The sequence below is a fragment of the Paenibacillus sp. GCM10012306 genome (assembly GCF_042649265.1).
GTDB lineage: Bacteria > Bacillota > Bacilli > Paenibacillales > Paenibacillaceae > Paenibacillus_AQ.
This window is the reverse complement of the sequence record NZ_JBHRYW010000008.1, coordinates 264750-282912: the sequence shown is the minus strand read 5'-3', so window position 1 is coordinate 282912 and position 18163 is coordinate 264750. Positions and strand designations below refer to the sequence as shown.

14 protein-coding genes are annotated in these 18163 nt (G+C 51.6%); 1 reads left to right on the top strand and 13 read right to left on the bottom strand.

Features of this window, described 5'->3' with window-relative positions:
- Positions 1 to 3 precede the first annotated feature (3 nt).
- From def to ACFORK_RS18905, 8 genes are all read right to left on the bottom strand, one after another.
- Positions 4 to 489, bottom strand: a complete 486-nt coding sequence (gene def, locus ACFORK_RS18940; protein ID WP_379201767.1) for a peptide deformylase — start codon at positions 487 to 489, stop codon at positions 4 to 6.
- A 1239-nt stretch (positions 490 to 1728) separates the two neighbouring features.
- A complete protein-coding gene (gene priA / locus ACFORK_RS18935; RefSeq protein ID WP_379201765.1) occupies positions 1729 to 4284 on the bottom strand; it encodes a primosomal protein N' in 2556 nt (851 codons plus the stop codon).
- Positions 4284 to 5534 (bottom strand): bifunctional phosphopantothenoylcysteine decarboxylase/phosphopantothenate--cysteine ligase CoaBC, encoded by a 1251-nt coding sequence (gene coaBC, locus ACFORK_RS18930; protein ID WP_379201762.1) that lies wholly within the window; start codon positions 5532 to 5534, stop codon positions 4284 to 4286. The genes priA and coaBC overlap by 1 nt, the downstream gene beginning before the upstream one ends.
- A 283-nt stretch (positions 5535 to 5817) precedes the next feature.
- Positions 5818 to 6021: a DNA-directed RNA polymerase subunit omega gene (gene rpoZ, locus ACFORK_RS18925; RefSeq protein ID WP_379201760.1), complete on the bottom strand. Its 204-nt coding sequence runs from the start codon at positions 6019 to 6021 to the stop codon at positions 5818 to 5820.
- Positions 6022 to 6060: 39 nt separating this feature from the next.
- Positions 6061 to 6636 carry a guanylate kinase gene (gene gmk / locus ACFORK_RS18920; protein ID WP_379201758.1) on the bottom strand — a complete coding sequence of 192 codons (576 nt, stop codon included), beginning with the start codon at positions 6634 to 6636 and terminating at the stop codon, positions 6061 to 6063.
- Positions 6637 to 6655: 19 nt separating this feature from the next.
- Positions 6656 to 6916 (bottom strand): extracellular matrix/biofilm regulator RemA, encoded by a 261-nt coding sequence (gene remA / locus ACFORK_RS18915; RefSeq protein WP_006209218.1) that lies wholly within the window; start codon positions 6914 to 6916, stop codon positions 6656 to 6658.
- Between the two features lie 55 nt (positions 6917 to 6971).
- Complete coding sequence (locus ACFORK_RS18910) at positions 6972 to 7868, bottom strand: YicC/YloC family endoribonuclease (protein WP_379201896.1); 897 nt, start codon at positions 7866 to 7868, stop codon at positions 6972 to 6974.
- Between the two features lie 38 nt (positions 7869 to 7906).
- Positions 7907 to 9778, bottom strand: coding sequence for a bifunctional homocysteine S-methyltransferase/methylenetetrahydrofolate reductase (locus ACFORK_RS18905; RefSeq protein WP_379201755.1), 1872 nt, complete (start codon positions 9776 to 9778; stop codon positions 7907 to 7909).
- Between the two features lie 163 nt (positions 9779 to 9941).
- On the opposite strand from ACFORK_RS18905, the gene ACFORK_RS18900 reads away from it, so the two are divergent.
- Complete coding sequence (locus tag ACFORK_RS18900) at positions 9942 to 10199, top strand: hypothetical protein (protein WP_379201753.1); 258 nt, start codon at positions 9942 to 9944, stop codon at positions 10197 to 10199.
- On the opposite strand, the gene ACFORK_RS18895 is transcribed toward ACFORK_RS18900, so the two are convergent.
- The 5 genes from ACFORK_RS18895 to ACFORK_RS18875 form a co-directional block, all read right to left on the bottom strand.
- Positions 10172 to 11278, bottom strand: a complete 1107-nt coding sequence (locus ACFORK_RS18895) for a GerAB/ArcD/ProY family transporter (RefSeq protein WP_379201751.1) — start codon at positions 11276 to 11278, stop codon at positions 10172 to 10174. The two genes, ACFORK_RS18900 and ACFORK_RS18895, sit on opposite strands and share 28 nt — an antisense overlap.
- A gap of 21 nt (positions 11279 to 11299) precedes the next feature.
- Positions 11300 to 12505, bottom strand: a complete 1206-nt coding sequence (locus tag ACFORK_RS18890; RefSeq protein WP_379201749.1) for a Ger(x)C family spore germination protein — start codon at positions 12503 to 12505, stop codon at positions 11300 to 11302.
- Positions 12498 to 14159: a spore germination protein gene (locus ACFORK_RS18885; protein WP_379201747.1), complete on the bottom strand. Its 1662-nt coding sequence runs from the start codon at positions 14157 to 14159 to the stop codon at positions 12498 to 12500. The genes ACFORK_RS18890 and ACFORK_RS18885 overlap by 8 nt, the downstream gene beginning before the upstream one ends.
- Positions 14160 to 14310: 151 nt before the next feature.
- Positions 14311 to 15147 carry a diaminopimelate epimerase gene (gene dapF, locus ACFORK_RS18880; protein ID WP_379201745.1) on the bottom strand — a complete coding sequence of 279 codons (837 nt, stop codon included), beginning with the start codon at positions 15145 to 15147 and terminating at the stop codon, positions 14311 to 14313.
- Between the two features lie 131 nt (positions 15148 to 15278).
- Positions 15279 to 18098, bottom strand: coding sequence for a calcium-translocating P-type ATPase, SERCA-type (locus ACFORK_RS18875; protein ID WP_379201894.1), 2820 nt, complete (start codon positions 18096 to 18098; stop codon positions 15279 to 15281).
- Between the last annotated feature and the right edge of the window lie 65 nt (positions 18099 to 18163).

Sequence of the window (18163 nt, the reverse complement as noted above, 5' to 3'; positions counted from 1 at the left end):
AGATCACTCCTCGGATTCGCTGCGTTCAGCCGTATATTCATATACCTTCTCGGCAATGTCCGTGAACAATACGCCGTTCAGATGGTCAATCTCATGTTGAAAGGCCCGTGCAAGCAAGCCGCTACCTGTAATCGTAATTTCTTTACCTTCACGGTCAAGACCGCGCACAGTAACTGTCTCCGCACGGCGGACATCACCATTAAGACCAGGGATACTGAGGCATCCTTCCGGTCCGAGCTGCTCACCCTCGGTCGAAACAATTTCCGGATTGATCATTTTGATCAGACCATGCTCTTCATCTGCATCCACCACAATTAGGCGTTTCAGAATGCCGACCTGCGGCGCAGCAAGACCTACGCCCTCTGCGTCATACATCGTGTCTGCCATATCATCCAGCAGTTTTTGTACATTTGGAGTTACAGCCTTTACTTCTTTTGCTATCTTGTGCAACACTTCATCTGGTTCTTTTACAATCAAACGTATTGCCATCTCAACAACACCATCCCTATTCTGATACATGTTTGTATTTTTAATATTATAAAGATATATAACGCATTTAAAAACACAACGTCATCTCGAAAATGACGCCGACGTCTAACTAATGGCCTTCTTGTAGCCTACGGGCCATTTTATATCCTACGAGCCTTCTTGATCTTACGAGCCACTTTATTGCTGGAAGGCTATTTTGTAGCCTAAGGGACAAAATGAATCCTTGGCTCACAAGGATTGCACTCATTCAGATGACGAATGCTCCGAAAAGCTCAACTTCACTCGATTGGGCGTTGGAATAATAAGAATAACGGGAATAACTCCTGTTATTTTGATCTCATTCTCTTCTTTTCTAAAAATAACTGGAAAAATTCCCGTTAATCACCTCATAACTAGACAATTACGGTAATAAAAAAGTTTTTAACGGGAGAAATTCCCGTTATTCGCAACAAATAAGGAGAAAGAGGAGAAATAACGGTATATTTTCCTGTTATCCAGACCCTTCTTAAGCTCGAACGTTGGCTCAGGTGACTATTCCCGTGAAGTGTGGACCACAGTGGCTTTGGCTCCCCGAATTCTTCAAGGTTAAACCCACTCTATTCTCTAGGCCTAAGAATGATCGGCTACGGATGTGCTAAACAAGATAACGAGATACTCAGTTACACAAGATGTCTAAGAACCTAGGATACCTAAGGACCTGAGTGACCTAAGATACCTGAGACACCTGAGACACCTAAGTTACCTGTGACATCTGAGTTACCTGAGATACCCGAGATACCTGAGTTACCTGTGACACCTAAGTTAGTTGGGATACCTGAATTACCTAAGTTTCCTGAGACACCTAAGTTACCCGTGACATCTGAGTTACCTGAGACACCTAAGTTGCCTGTGATACCTAAGTTACCTGAGATACCCGAGATACCTGAGTTACCTGTGACACCTAAGTTAGTTGGGATACCTGAATTACCTAAGTTTCCTGAGACACCTAAGTTACCCGTGACATCTGAGTTACCTGAGACACCTAAGTTGCTTGTGATACCTGAGATACCTGTGACACCTGTGACACCGGAGTTACCTGTGATACCGAAGTGACCTGATTTATCTCAAGTCGCACCCTCGTATACCAAGGATTCCACCCATCACCCGTCCCGGACGTTAGATGTTTTCACATTAGATAGCTATATAAACATTCTTCCACCTATTGCAACATGATCCCGCTGTACATTAACGTTTGCGGGTCTACATTAACATTTGTGGGTCTACATCAATACTGATTTGCAATCCTGTATCGCGCGCGGAATCTTCCAGCTCCGCTGCTACCTGTCGTGCTAGACCTACCGCATCAATACTCCCGCGCCATTTGATCATACATTGGAACCGGTATCTGCCCTTCAGACGCGGCAGCGGCGAAGCCACCGGACCCAACAGATCGAGCGCATCCGCAGACAGCTTGTCCAGGCTTCCGTACCATCGCAGCTGCTTGGCTTTGCCCTGTATATTCAGCGCATAATTCTCGGCCAGCCGCAGCAGTAGCGGAAGCTGCTCATGCGACAACGTCACAAGAATAAGCCGACAATATGGCGGATAATGCAGGCCTTTGCGATGCTTCAGCTCATCGCGGACGAAGGCATGATAATCATGCCCGCTAGCATGAATAATGGAATAATGCTCCGGTGTGTACGACTGCACGACCACTTCTCCGGGGAGTTGGTGACGCCCTGCCCGACCAGCCACCTGGGTGAGTAGCTGGAACGTTTTCTCGGCTGCACGGAAATCTGGCAGATTCAGCGCCGAGTCCGCCGTGATGACACCAACAAGCGTCACATCCGGAAAATCAAGACCTTTGGCCACCATCTGCGTTCCCAGCAGCACATCGGCTTTTTTATCCCGGAATTGACCTAGAAGCTTCTCATGCGAACCCTTTTCCGTGGTGGTATCCACGTCCATCCGAATCACCCGGATACCCGGAAAAAGCTTGCCCAGCTCTTCCTCAACACGCTGCGTGCCAGTCCCGAAGAAGCGAATATGCTCACTTCCGCATTCCGGGCAGAGCTGCGGCGCCGGCTCGGCGTGACCGCAGTAATGACAGCGCAGGTTGTTGCTGCGACTGTGGAAGGTCAGCGAGATATCGCATTCCGGACAAGTAGCTACATACCCGCAGCTCCGGCACATGACGAAGGTGGAAAAGCCCCGGCGGTTCAGTAGCAGCACCGTCTGCTCTCCCCGCTCCAAGCGCTCAGCCAGAGCAGCATGGAGCCTGCGGCTGAACATCGAGCGGTTGCCTTCCTTCAGCTCCTCGCGCATGTCCACGACCTGCACTTTCGGCAACGGGTTGCCAAGTGCACGACTTGGCATTTCCAGCAGCACTGGCGAGAAGTGAATGTCACTTCGCGACCGCGCGGCATGATAGCTCTCCAGCGACGGTGTCGCCGAGCCTAGAATAACTGCAGCCCCGCATTGCTCCGCCCTGCGTACCGCAACATCACGGGCATGGTACTTCGGATTCTCTTCCTGCTTGTAGGAGGTCTCATGCTCCTCGTCCATGATAATCAAGCCCAGGTTAGCAAACGGTGCAAACACCGCCGAACGCGCTCCAACAGCAACCGTAGCTTTTCCCTCGCGAATCTTGCGCCATTCATCGTACCGCTCCCCGGCCGACAAGCGGCTGTGCATCACAGCTACACCGCTGCCAAAGCGACCCTTGAATCGTTCCACCATCTGTGGTGTCAAGGAAATTTCCGGCACCAGCACCACGGCCTGACGACCTTGATCGAGGCAACGTTGTATGCATTGGAGGTAGATTTCCGTCTTACCACTGCCGGTTACACCGTGCAGTAGGAATACCTCATGCTGCTGTTCATCCACTGTGGCTGCAATGCGGGAGTACACGTTTTGCTGCTCCATGGTAAGTGGTAGAGGCGCAGTTGGCTTGAAGTCACGGCCCCGGTAAGGGTCGCGGTACACCTCAATCTCGCCGATCTCGATGTAGCCCTTTTCCTCCAGCCCCTTCACTGTACCTGCTGTCACCTGCAGGACCGCTAACACTTCCTTGAGTGGCAATGGCAGCATAGCAGCCATCTCAATCAGGAAGGTCAACACTTCCTTCTGTCGTGCAGACCTTGCCGGGAAGCTAGCCAGCGCCTCACGAGCCGAATCGACATCCATAATCAGGTCTACAACCTTTATCTTCTTCTTGCCCATTTTGTCCTTGATGCTTTGACTCTCCGACAGGACACCCCGGCGCAGCATGAACTTCACCGTCTCCGCAGCATCCGGGAAGGAGCGAGTCAACTGCTTCATAGACACTTCCCCGGCCCGCCGCACAAATTCGGTAATCTCCCGCTCTTCGCTCCCTGAATCGTCAAACATCGAGAACAGCTCATCTTCAGGAAAGATGCCGTCAGACCCATCACCCGAGGACAGGTCACCAGCAGACTCGCCCAACGAGATCAGTCGTTCGGCTTTGCCCTTCAATGCGGTGGGTAGCATCGCCTGCAGAGAGGATATTCTCCTGCATGCATACTTCCGACTCATCCAATCTGCCAGTTCGACCAGCTCCGGCGACAGCGGAGGGATAAGATCCAGCACCTCCTGAATCGGCTTCAATCCTGACATTGAACCCGTTTCTCCGGATTCCAGCGATACAACGAACCCCTGTACTGTACGATGCCCGAAAGGAACAGCAACACGGCTGCCGATTTCAATCCAGAGCTTCAGCGATTCCGGGATACTATAGTCAAAAGGCCGGTCAGTGCTGCGTACGGGTACATCGACAATGACCTTGGCTATATCCATTATAAAGAGACTCCGGAAATTCGTTCTGCCGCCAGGATGAGCAGTTGCTTCGCAACCTCGTCCTTGGACAACAGCGGCAGCTCTTTTACCAGTCCGTCCCGGTCATAAATAGATACGATATTCGTATCCGTCCCAAATCCGGCACCCGGTACGGCTACATCATTAGCGACAATCAGATCACAGTTCTTGCGAACCAGCTTGTCCTTAGCATACATCTCCGCATTGCCCGTCTCGGCCGCAAAACCGATCAGGAACTGATTTTCCTTTTTCTTGCCCAGTGTTTCCAAAATATCCGTTGTTTTTACAAGCTCAAGCGTCATCGTCTCTCCGCTTTTCTTGATTTTGGTATCCGCACTGAACTTTGGACGATAGTCTGAGACAGCCGCAGCTTTGATCAGAATATGACAGTCCTCCCAATGCGCGATGACAGCATTGTACATATCCTCGGCCGATTGCACTCGCACCACATGAATGCCAGCCTCCTGCGGCAACGCTTCATCCGTACGGGCGGCAATCAGAGTGACCTCAGCACCCATAAGTCTTGCGGCACGGGCCAGGGCAAAGCCCATTTTCCCGGACGAGTCATTAGAGATATAACGGACCGGATCAATTCGTTCCACAGTTCCGCCAGCGGTGATGACCACTTTTTTGCCGGTTAGAGGTCCTGATGTCACTGTCTCCTGCTTGGCAAAAAAACGTTCAACACATTGCACAATCGTCTCCGGCTCCTCAAGTCTTCCTTTACCGACATAGCCACAAGCCAGCATACCTTCACCCGGTTCAATGAACCCAACACCTCTACGGGCGAGAATATCGAGGTTATTCATAACGGCAGGATGCTGGTACATATGCACGTTCATGGCCGGAGCCACCATGATGGGAGCTGTTGTAGCCAGAAGTGTAGTGGACAGCATATCGTCTGCCAGGCCATGGGCCATTTTAGCGATAATATTAGCCGTGGCCGGCGCAACCAGCACCAGATCTGCACTACCCGCAAGATCTATATGGGCAAAGAGAGACGGGTCCCGCTCCTGAAACGTATCACTGTACACCAGGTTCTTGGATAATGACTGCATCGTCAGTTCGGTGATAAATTCTTTAGCCGATTTTGTCATAATCACATGTACATCGGCCCCTTTCTGGGCCAGCTTGCTAGTTAAAGACGCTGCCTTGAAAGCTGCAATCCCACCGGTTACGCCAAGTATAATCCTTTTCCCCTTCAAGCTATTCAAAATGATCCTCCTCCTCATACTCATCCTGCAATTGAGCGATCATGTGAGCAAGTAGAAACGGCTTTACCGTCCTTTAAGGGACGGTATCCGTTTCAACGAGAAATATAAGGATGATTTATAGCGTAGAACATAACATCCTTATATTTAAAAAAATAACAACCTTCCGGTTGTCAGGAACAGCCCGGTCCGGGCTATTATCGCTAAATTGTCACTTCAACCTTTAGCTAATTCACTCAGAAAAAAAACGGCAGCGCCCGCCTCTTGGGAAGGCGGCGTCCGTTTATGCTGAAGCTGCTTGGGACTAGTTTTCTTCCCCTTTTGTTACGATGATACGGTCCTCATAGACTTCTTCAAGGGCAACCCCAACGAACTTGTGGGATTTAGGAGCTTTAACTTCAGTCTTTCCGCCTTCACGCAATTGTCTGGCACGGCGGGATGCAGCGACAACGAGCGAATACTTGCTGTCCACTTTGTTCATCATTTCATCAATGGATGGATATAACACGTGAGCACCTCTTTATAATTTACTGTTAATAGAACCGACCTACAGTTCCCTGATCTTACAATGTTCGGCGATAATGATACTTTCTATTCGCTTGCAGGCCAGATCGATCTCATCGTTAACGACAGCATAGTCATAATGCTGCATCAAGTTGATCTCATCCTCTGCCACCGACATACGGTGATTGATGACATCCGGATGCTCGGTGCCGCGGCCGCGAATGCGGTCCTTAAGCTCATCCATGGACGGCGGAAGCAGGAACACAAAGATGCCTTCCGGGAATTTCTCCTTGACCTTCAAGGCGCCTTGCACCTCGATCTCCAGGATAATATCCTTTCCACTCTCCAGTGTCTGTTCCACAAAATCACGTGGAGTACCATAATAATTACCCACGTATTCTGCGTATTCGAGCAGCTGATCGGCTTCGATCATGGACAAAAACTGCTCTCTGCTTTTGAAAAAATAATTGACACCGTCTTCTTCACCTGCACGCGGGCTACGGGTTGTAGCCGATACGGAATATATTAATTCCGGCATCTTAGGCCGCAACGCAGTACAGACAGTTCCTTTACCAACACCGGATGGGCCGGATAATATGATCAGCAATCCTTTTGACATAATACACTCCATTTAATCGTTATTCGTCGTTATCGTCGTCTTTGCTGGACAAGCGGTGCGCCACAGTCTCTGGCTGAACCGCAGACAGGATGACATGATCGCTGTCCGTAATGATGACGGCACGGGTACGGCGACCGTAGGTGGCATCAATCAGCATATGCCTGTCTCTGGCCTCCTGGATGATACGTTTGATCGGCGCCGATTCCGGGCTGACAATGGAAATGATACGGTTTGCCGACACGATATTTCCAAAGCCGATGTTGATAAGTTTAATGGCCATGTTCCGTTTGTTCCCCCCAATAAGTTACATCTTCGCTTGTGGATCAAGGCTACGGTTACTCTAAGTTCGCCGCCTGTTCCCGAATTTTCTCCAGCTCCGCTTTCATTTCCAGCGCACAGCCAGCCAATGTCAAGTGATTACATTTGGAACCGATAGTATTCGTCTCCCGATTCATCTCCTGAATGAGAAAATCCAATTTACGCCCTACCGGTTCGTTCCCTCTCAACAGGCTTCTGCATTGTTCGAAATGACTGTGGAGCCGGGTCAGCTCTTCATCAATATTGCAGCGGTCAGCAAAAATGGCGATTTCCATTCCAAACTTATGTTCATCAAAAGGGAAGGATCCGTCATTCAGTTCGCCAAGCCGCTGGCGCAGCTTGTCCCGATATTCACTTACAACCGTTGGAGCTAGTCCCACCATATCAGCATGAAGCTGCTCCAGATGGCTCAGCCGCTGTTCAAGATCTGCACCCAGATAGCCTCCCTCACGAACACGCATCTCCATAAGGGACTGCAGACTATGATCCAGGCCTTGCTCAAGCATTTCAGACAGAGCTTCGGGGGATACCGAGTCAAGACCCGCAGTTTCCTCCCTGCTTTCCATTACGCCAGGCAATGAGAGCAGGTCGCGCAGACCGAGTTCGCCAACAATCCCGAAAGATTCTTTCAGCGTATCCGCGGCTTGAAGATAGGACTGCACAGCGGCCTGGTTCAATACCAGGCCGGCAGTAGCTTCCTCATCGCGCTCCCTGTTAATAACTACATCCACCCGTCCCCGTTTGATGTGCTGCTGCACCTTACGCTTCAGTACATCCTCATAGACCATCCAATCCCGGGGCATCCGCAGTACAACTTCGCAGTACCGGTGATTCACCGATTTGACTTCGAACGTAATCTTGTAACCGCCGAATTGCAGGGACGACTGACCGTATCCGGTCATGCTAAATGACAACGGAATCACATCCATTACACTATTGTAATTGATTATACTTAACGAAACAAGGGGGACAATTTGCGCCCGGACTTCTGCCATACATACTCCAGCAGCTGTACGCTCATATCGTAGAACATGAAAGGTGTCATCAGGTAAATTCCGTTAAAATGCTCTGTAGCCGCATCCAGCAGCTCCTTGGCAATCGCCACGCCTTCGGCCCGTCCTGCTTCCCCTTCCAGCCCACTCATCCGGTTGCGAACCTCTTCGGATAGCTGAATGCCCGGTACCTCGTTGTGCAAATATTCAGCATTGCGGCCGCTCGCAAGAGGCATAATGCCGAGGAATACAGGTACGCTGAGATGCGCTGTCGCTTTGGCGATATTGGCAATAAGTTCTGGATCATAGACCGGCTGGGTCATAATATAATCTGCACCAGAGGCGATTTTTTTCTCCAGACGCTGTACCGCTTTGTCCAAATGCTTGACGTTGGGGTTAAATGCAGCCCCGATCACGAAATTGGCTTTCTGCTTCAGCGGCTTACCCGAGAATGCAATACCATCATTCAATTGCTTGATCATTCTTATGATTTCAAATGAGGTCAGGTCATACACCGAGCTTGAACCGGGCAGATCACCGAAGCGGGCCGGGTCACCGGTTACAGCCAGAACGTGGTTGACACCCAGTGCATCGAAGCCCATCAGATGGGATTGTGTTCCGATCAGATTGCGGTCCCGGCAGGCAATATGCACCAGCGGGCGCAACCCTGTACGTGCCTGTACGAGATGGCCGAGCGCCATATTGCTCATACGGGTAACAGCCAGCGAGTTATCCGCGAGTGTCAGCGCATCAGCACCGGCGCGGCGCAGCGCTTCCGCGCCTTTCATGAACTTGTTAATATCCAGATCTCGCGGCGGATCAAGCTCCACTATGACAGTATGGCGTTCCTTAACGAGGTCAACCAGCGTCGGCTCTCCTCCATCGCGTCCAGTCTCGTCACTCAAATGCTCTGTAATTGTAATACGCTCAACAGGCTTCACTGTCGGCTCCGGCAGCGCCTCCGGCTCGTAGCCCGCCAGCGCCTTGGAGATTTCCGCAATATGCTGCGGAGTTGTTCCACAGCAGCCCCCGATAATTCGGCTGCCCATCTCTGCAAAAGTCATCGCCATCTGGCCAAAATACTCAGGCGACGCCCCATATTTGTACTGTCCATCCACATAATCCGCTATACCTGCATTCGGGTATATGGAGACCGGCAGCGTCAGACTTCCCTGAAGTGTGCCCAGAGCGCGCTTGATCCCCATCGGGCCAGTACGACAGTTGAAGCCAATAATATCGGCACCGTCTTGCTCCAGAATCCGGAACGCCTCCGGCAGTGTCAGCCCGTCCAGTGTACGGGCTGTATCATCCATAGCGAACTGGCAGATCACCGGCACCGAGCTGTGTTTGCGGATAGTCTTGAGCGCCAAATGCATTTCCTCGACATCGTAGAACGTCTCCAGCATAATGCCGTCTACATCCTCTTCCAACAATGCGGTAATCTGCTGTGTGAAATATTTCTTAAGCTCCGAAGAGGACAGATTGGCCCGCTTCCCGGCACGGATTGAGCCAACGGCCCCAACAACATAGCCAGCCTCTCCAGCGGCACGCCGGGCAATCCTCACACCTGTCCGGTTAATTTCTTCGACCTTGGATTCCAAGCCAAATTTAGACAGCTTATCATAGTTAGCTGAGTAGGTATTGCTCTCCAGCAGCACCGCTCCCGCCTGAATATAGCTACGATGTACTTCTTCAATAACCTCCGGTGAGGTCAAGTTCAATTCTTCATAAGAGATCCCTACAGGGAAGCCTTTCTGATATAAAAATGTACCCATCGCACCGTCACCGACAAGCACTTTATTTCCCCATGCGGAACGTAAATCCGGCTTCACCGCAAGCCCTCCCCTAACATTAGTTTCATACTAATGTAGCATAAATCGGGATGAATGATAAGCTTTCTCGCAGAAAGCAATGTCTGGCCCGCCACTGGAGATGCATGTCCCTTCCATAAATTCCTCATACTATGTTGAAGCAAAAGTAAGGGAGATGTACCTAATGAAGAACAAAACAAGAAAACTTCTGCTTCAGAAATATGCACTCCTGCTGCTCCTGTGTGGGCTGAATCTGCTATATATATATTTTGGAGACTGGATGTTCGGCTATGGCCTGGATAATATCCCATATATCCTGAACTATTTGCTGTACACGGCCTCCGAGAAATTAATAGCTGTCATTATGCTGCTGTGTCTAGTAGTTCCGGATATCAAGCAGTGGATCACCGGACGTCAGCCTGAACGGGGCGGCGAACGGTGACCCTTTATGAAGGAAAGCAGAATTAGAATCGCGGGAAACAACAGCATAAAGAAGGGATATACCGTATACAACAGCTTCCCGCCCTCTTGCAGATGCTCAGTAAAGCTGCGGGCGTCTAACATGGAGATGAACAGAACAATCAGGGAGACAGGATAAACCATTTTCCGGTAAGGTACCTTGAACAGCTCCGAGATTCCCACCAATGCTGCCGCGAAGAACACCGCCATTTTGAAAAACACACCGATAATAAGCACCATCACAACCAGGATATCGACCCGTTGGATAAAATCCGAAATGGAGATCTTGCTGATGGTAGGCATCAGCGGGAGCGGGGAACGATTCGCGATATCGGCGCCAAGCACCGAAATATTCAAAGCCATCGTAAAACTGAGCAGCAGGCCGGATAAAAACATCGTTGCACCGATGACCCTGGGGCCTTTTTTACTGTTGCTCAAGTACGGCATTAGCATGGTGAAGCTGATCATTTCCCCGAAAGGAAACATGAAATTCTGATGCAGAACCGAAGACAGGACAGGCTGAATCCCGTTATCCAGCACCGGCAGCAGGTGGTTGCTATTGATTGACCCGGACAGGAACAGAAAAATCGTACAGAAGAGCCCGATAAACAGCACGATCACCCCGAATATTAACGATGTCCGCGCCAGCACTTCCACACCCTTGTGCAGCACATAGGCACAGGACAGGATCATGAGCACTGAAATAATAAATAACGGTGTCCGGTGCATTGTCGCCATGACGAGCATTGTACTTCCATCTCGCAAGTCACGCCCCGCCAGATTCATGAACAGAATGATGTACAGCACGGAGACCACCGCGCCGATGTATTTTCCTAGCAGCTTTCGGGTGTAGCCCGTCAAGGGCAGCTTGGGGTATCGCCTGTAGAGAAAAGCATACCCCGCAAAAACAAACAGGCCGATGCAATCCCCAATCAGTATGGAGAGCCAGGCATCTTTTCCCGATTCCATACCTAGATTCACTACCAGTGCCGTCCCAAGCTCGAACAGCAGGGTCAATGTGAATATCTCAAATAACCCGATCTTAATGCTACCTTTATTCATAATCTCCCCCCTTAATCTGGACTAATCGGCCTGAAAAGAGCTGCTGCGCATATCTGTATGCCTGATTACTGAATCAATCTCATACTTGACACGGCATGTTTTGAATATCTGGTCCCAATGATTCTCGACCCGCTTCCACCCTTTCTTGTTGTCTCTCTCCACGGCTTCTCCAAAGCCCAGAAAATCGCTATTCATGCTGCGGGCCGCTGTCAGCGCCGCCGTCAGTTGCTTCTCGGTTTCTTGTTCCACCAGCTTGGAGAGATCCTTTAACACTTGGGGATTCGCAAGATCCAGATCATTTGGAGATTCCTTAAGGCTTGCCTGCTGGGTGACTTTTATATGGATCAGGGGATCTTCGGGATTGTCAGCCTCTGCCGCAATCTTGACCTGTGAGAGATAGACGTTAAACGCCATGTAGTTTCCCTTCCCGCTTTTGAGCAGCAGCGGCATCTGTGTGATTTTGTTCTTGATCAACGCTGTACCGACAGCTTCACTGCCTTCCAGCCAGCCCACTAGTTTGTCCCCTTTAAAAGCGGCTATGTCCGTCACCTTCAGTGTTGCTTTTGGCGCAATGCTTTTTAGATTGTCATTGGTATCAGACTTCTTCTCATCCCCGGAGAGCAGCACGCCATTGATCAGTGGGCCTCCACCCGGAATCTGAAGCCCCCGGACCACATCATCCACTTCCATCTTGAAGTTGTAGCCAAATTGCTTTGAGGTGGTCTCCAGCTTCTCCACCAGATCATTGGCTGGAATCTTGCCGAACACCGTCATGGTGGTCATACTATCCTTTGCCGCCTGTCCTTTGGAGATGAACATATAACTCGTCAGGCGCGTCTCACTCTCCCTTTCCAATGCATCCATAACGTCTTTGATGCCTTCTCTCCCGAATTTCTCGGAGATGACCAGCACCCGGACATGGCCTAATGACAGAAATCGAGCCGTCTGACGAGAAGCATCAGCAAGTGCTTCGAACATAGAGCGGCCCCTGCCGGTATAGACTGCAACGGGCGAGGTGCCTCGGGCGTTTTTGCCCGAAATCTCATCCGCAACGATAACCTGGAAGGAAAGCTCGTATTTCTCCTCCAATGATGGCCCCCGGTCAATTGCTACCCCGGTGACTACAGCTCTCCGGTTCAGCTCCACACTGTCCCAGCAGCCGGTCAGTCCGAGTAGAATGGAGCAACACAGCATTGCCGCTGCTACCCGCAGGAATACCCTATTCATGCTGTTCCCGCCCTTCCTTGGGACCAGCTGTTCCGGCATGTTGCTCCAGGAACTTGGGCGAGAGATTCTCCTCATGTCCGCTGGTGATTTTCTTGCCCAGTGGTACGGAGACCGCCGTTGGGTGCTGTTTGCTAGCTCCCTTCGCCCACAGCGGTAGTCTTACAATGGTATCTTTGCGGGATTTCGATGAAGGCGGAACGATGGGCGCCAGATAGGGAATGCCGAAAGAACGCAGACTGTTCATATGTGCAACCAGGACAATCATGCCCAGTGTGATTCCGAAGAAACCAAACATCCCTGCCAGAAGCAGAAAGAAGAAGCGAATTAGCCTACCCGCAATCGACATATTATAGGCGGGAATAGCGAAGCTTGCGATCCCGGTCAAGGCGACCACGATCACCATTACCGGTGTAATAATCCCGGCTTCCACCACGGCTTGGCCGAGAATCAAGGCTCCGACAACGGACACTGTCTGCCCTACTGCTCGAGGCATACGCACTCCTGCTTCCCGCAGAATTTCAATGGCTCCTTCCATCAACAGTGCCTCCACAAAAGCTGGAAAGGGAACGTTCTCACGCTGTGCCAAGAGACTAATCAGCAGAGTGGTTGGAATCATCTCATAGTGATAGGTAGTGAGGGCGATGTATACAGCTGGTCCAAGCATCAGCACGATAAAACTGATATACCGGATAATTCGCATCAACAGGGAAATATCAAACCGCTGGGCATAATCGTCTGAGGATTGAAAAAACTGGGTGAAGACTGCTGGAAGCACGAGGATAAAGGGCGTACCGTCCACGATCAGCACCACACGTCCCTCCAACAAATTCGCAACCGCGGAATCGGGGCGCTCCGTATTGTAGACGGTCGGAAATGGCGTAAAGGTCTTGTCCTGAATAAGCTCTTCGATATACCCTGATTCCAGCACTCCATCGATTCTGATCCGGTTCAAACGTAATTTGATCTCATCCAGCAGATCATTGTCCACTGTGTCCTGAATGTACATCAGAGCCACAAGAGTTTGGGTAACACTGCCGATCTTCATATACTCCAGCCTGAGCTTAGGCGATTTGATTCTCCGCCGGATGAGAGATACATTAGTAGCCACTGACTCTACAAAACTGTCTTTGGGGCCTCGAACCACAAGCTGGGAGCTGGGCTCACCGACTGCGCGCCATTCTCCACCTGTTGTCTCGCAGGTAATCACCACAGAATAGCCATCAAGCAGGATCAGTGTCTCTCCCGAGAGAAGAGCAAGCAGGACTTCGTTCCACGCCTCCAGTCTGGTTGCCTGTCCGATCTCCAAGGCCCGTTTGAGTATAAAATCCGGCAGATTACCGCAACCCTCTTCACCTTGCCTGAAAGTATCTACCGAGACCTCCAGCAGAGACCCGACTACAAACTGGTTGACACTGTCTGTATTCGCCAGTTCACTAAAATGAACAGCAGCCGCTTTGACTGGCGACGCTCCGGCGAGAAGGACATGGCGGATTTTCAGATCCGGGCTGTCGCCTAGCTCACTTTTCATATTTTCCAGTGTCTCATCTAGTACAGCGCTAAGCCCGGATGTGCCACTGACACTACCATTTTGTGTAGCTGAAGACGATTCTCTCTTGCCCTCACTGCTACGCCAGAACCTGCCGTTTCTGTTCACTCTTCTCCCTCCTTTCTCACACTGGAGCTTATTATTCGCGGCAGACTCTTCCATTATTCGCCTGATCTTGGCCTTAGCATAATAAAAAAGCCGTCACAATACGTGACGGCTTGGCTTACAACATAACTCATATTGACGATTAGCAGTTCCCTTACACTTCAACAGTACCTGTGTAGGCAACTTCAGCGGGACCTGTCATATAGACATGGTTATCTTCTTCATTCCATTCGATAAAGAGATCCCCGCCCTTGAGGCTGATCCAGGCTGCTCTGTCGGTCAGGCCATTCAGCACGGACGATACAAGGGTTGCACAGGCTCCAGTTCCACAAGCCAGCGTAGGTCCGGCACCGCGTTCCCAGACACGCATATCTACCCGGCCCCGATCGAGAACAGTTGCGAACTCTACATTAACTTTGCGCGGAAACAGGGGGTGCACTTCAAGCTTTGGCCCCCAGGTCGCCAGGTCAAAGGACACCGCATCTTCCACATAGATTACACAGTGCGGATTGCCCATGGACACCGCGGTGAATTTGAATGCCGCCCCTTCCGTTTCAATCGGCTGGTTCAGTACAGGCTCCGCATCGATTGCAACCGGAACTTGGAGGCCGGACAGCACTGGCTCGCCCATATCCACAGTTACAGTCTCGACTACGCCATCCTTCACGTTCAGCGTAACTTTCTGCTCTCCGGCGCCAATAGTCTCAATAACGATTTCCTCCGAGCTCACGAGACCGTGGTCATATACATATTTGGATACGCAGCGGATTGCGTTGCCGCACTGCTCCGCTTCCGATCCATCTGAGTTCATAATACGCATCATATAATCCCCGCGCTGGGATGGCAGAATGAACACCAGTCCGTCAGCCCCGATCCCGAAAAACCGATTGCAGAGCGTTACTGCCAGTTCAGAAGCATTGGCAGGCAGCTCCTGCTCTCCATAGACGATAATAAAGTCATTGCCGAGTCCGTGCATTTTAGTAAATTCCATATTCAGGTCACTCCTTGAGAGATAGGCTTGTCATATTGGGCCATATAAACTTGCGCTGATGTTCAGCACACTAGCATACTGGCTTTGGCTGCAACAAGCATACCGTAAGGAATGAGCTTATGCTATTGACTTTATGCCGAAATTTTTGTACTTTTTATCATCGGCCGACCGCCTCTGTTCATACTGTGACGGTTGCGTCTGCCGCCCCACACGCTGCCCGCTCCCATGAGGAAGGTAGGGATGCCGGAGGCTACCAGCACCAGGCACCATTCGCGGAAATTCAGCGGCACCGTCTTGAAGACCGGTTGCAGAACTGGCAAGTACATCACAGCCAGCATTAGAACAACGGAAGACAATACAGCCAGCACAAGGTACTTGTTCTGGAACGGATTGCGATGGAACACCGAGCGGGAGCTACGGCAGTCGAACACGTGAATGAGTTGGGCCATAACCAATGTGGCAAAAGCAACCGACTGTGCCCGAATCAGTTGATCCGGATTCTGCGGCGCGATGCGCAGTGTCAGCCAGAAGGCCCCTAGCGTGCACAGGCCGATCAGTAAGCCACGGCTGATAATCTTCCAGCCGAGGCGGCGGGCAAAGATATTCTCTTTGGCACCGCGTGGCTTGTGCTCCATGAGGTCCTTCTCCGGCTGATCAACACCCAGTGCCATAGCCGGCAAGCCGTCTGTGACGAGATTGACCCACAGGATTTGAATCGGCACGAGCGGAAGTGGCAGTCCCAGCATCATGGCGAAGAACATTGTCAGAATCTCCCCGACATTGGAAGCCAGCAGATAGCGAATGAACTTGCGGATGTTCTCATAGATGTTTCGGCCTTCTTCAATAGCTGCCACAATCGTGGAGAAGTTATCATCGCCGAGAATTAGCGATGAAGCCTCCTTGGTCACATCCGTTCCGGTAATCCCCATTGAAATCCCAATATCCGCCGCCTTGATGGCCGGGGCATCGTTGACTCCGTCACCAGTCATGGCTACGACATGTCCACGACGCTGAAGTGATTTGACGATCCGCAGCTTATGTTCCGGGGATACACGGGCGTATACATACACGTTGTCTGACACCTTATCCAACTCGTCGTCATCCATTCGGCTAAGCTGGTTACCGGTTAGTACCGTGCCGCCCCGCTGCAGAATACCAAGCTGATGAGCAATAGCTTCCGCCGTTGTCCCGTGATCTCCGGTGATCATAACCGTCTTGATTCCTGCCCGGCGGGTAATACTGATCGCGTCCCGAACCTCACGGCGCGGCGGATCAATCATACCTGCAAGGCCGATGAAGATCAGCTGAGACTCCGCATCCTTATCCTCACCTACGCCTTCATTCTTCCGCAGATCACGATACGCCATGGCCAGCACTCGCAGCGCGCCTGAGGCCATGGCCTCATTAGCATCCATCACTTTCTGGCGCAATGTCGGTGTGAGAGGTACCACTGCGCCCTCCCAGAGCAAGTAAGAGCAGCGGCTAAGCAGAATATCGGGTGCCCCTTTGGTGCAGACCATTCGACCGCCGGGATGTTCTACAACAACGGACATCAGTTTGCGCTCCGAATCGAATGGAAACTCCTTCTCGCGGGTATATGTCCCCGCCAGAGACTGCGGGGTCAACCCCATTTTCGAGGATAGTGTAACCAACGCCCCTTCTGTCGGATCGCCCTTCAACTCCCATACGGCCTGGCCCTGCTGTTCCTTGCCTCCATCACTGTCCTTACCTTTTTTGCGCTTACCCTGGTCCTCGGGGAAGGTTTCTACGATTTCCGCGTTATTGCACAGTGCGCCTACCTGAAGCAGTCGCCGCAGACTCTGATCGTTCTTCAGCTCCACAGCACGGCCCTTCAGCAAAATCTGACCGGTAGGTGAATATCCCTCTCCCGTGACCTCCAGACTGCGACCCCCGGTCCAAACCTGGGTCACGGTCATCTTGTTCTGGGTCAGCGTGCCGGTCTTATCGGAACAGATTACCGAGGCGCAGCCCAATGTCTCCACCGAAGGCAGCTTACGCACAATAGCTTTGCGCTTGATCATGCGCTGAACGCCTAGCGCCAGTGCAATCGTGACGATAGCCGGCAAGCCTTCAGGAATGGCCGCAACCGCAAGACTGACGCCGGCCAGAAACATCGCTGTGGCGGGCTGTCCGTGCATAATACCGGCCAGCACCACCACGACGGTTAGGCCAAGCGCAACATAGATCAGAATCTTGCCAAGCTGCTCCAGCCGATGCTGGAGCGGCGTTTCCTGCGCGTCCGTGTTCTGGATCAGATCCGCGATCTTGCCCATCTCGGTATCCATCCCGGTCCGGACTACGATGGCCTTGCCCGTCCCACGCGTGACCATGGTTCCCATGAAGCCGATATTCTTCTGGTCACCCAGCGGAATCTCTTCAGCATGGATCGGCTCCGAATGCTTGGACACCGGCAGGGATTCCCCGGTAAGTGCAGACTCCTCTGCATAGAGCGCGCTGCATTCCAGCCAGCGGACATCTGCCGGAATCCGGTCCCCGCTCTCCAGCAGCAGAATATCACCAGGCAACAGCATTTTGGCGGGAATGGTCTGACTTTTACCGTCGCGAATGACCTTCGCTGTGGGCGCTGACAGTTGCTTCAGCGCCCGCAAGGAGCGTTCAGCCCTGAACTCCTGCACGAAGCCAAGCACCCCGTTAAGTAGAATAATCGCAATAATAGTGATTGCATCCAGATACTCGCCAAGCAGACCCGAGATTAACGTTGCTCCCATCAGGACAAGTACCATAAAGTCCTTAAATTGATTCAGCAGCAATGTTAGCGGAGAGATAGCCTTGCCTTCGGTCAGCTCATTGTAGCCGCTCTCCTTGCGCCTTTCCGTGGCCTCCTCCTCTCGGAGTCCGGTCTGCGGATGAACACCGAAGATTTTCTGCAGTTCCTCTGCACCGAGCCGGTGCCAACTGTTTTGTTCCATGTCTTTTCTTTCCCCTCCCGGTCGTTTCTTGACTTCCGGCGGCGCACAGCTTTTCCACCTGTTCA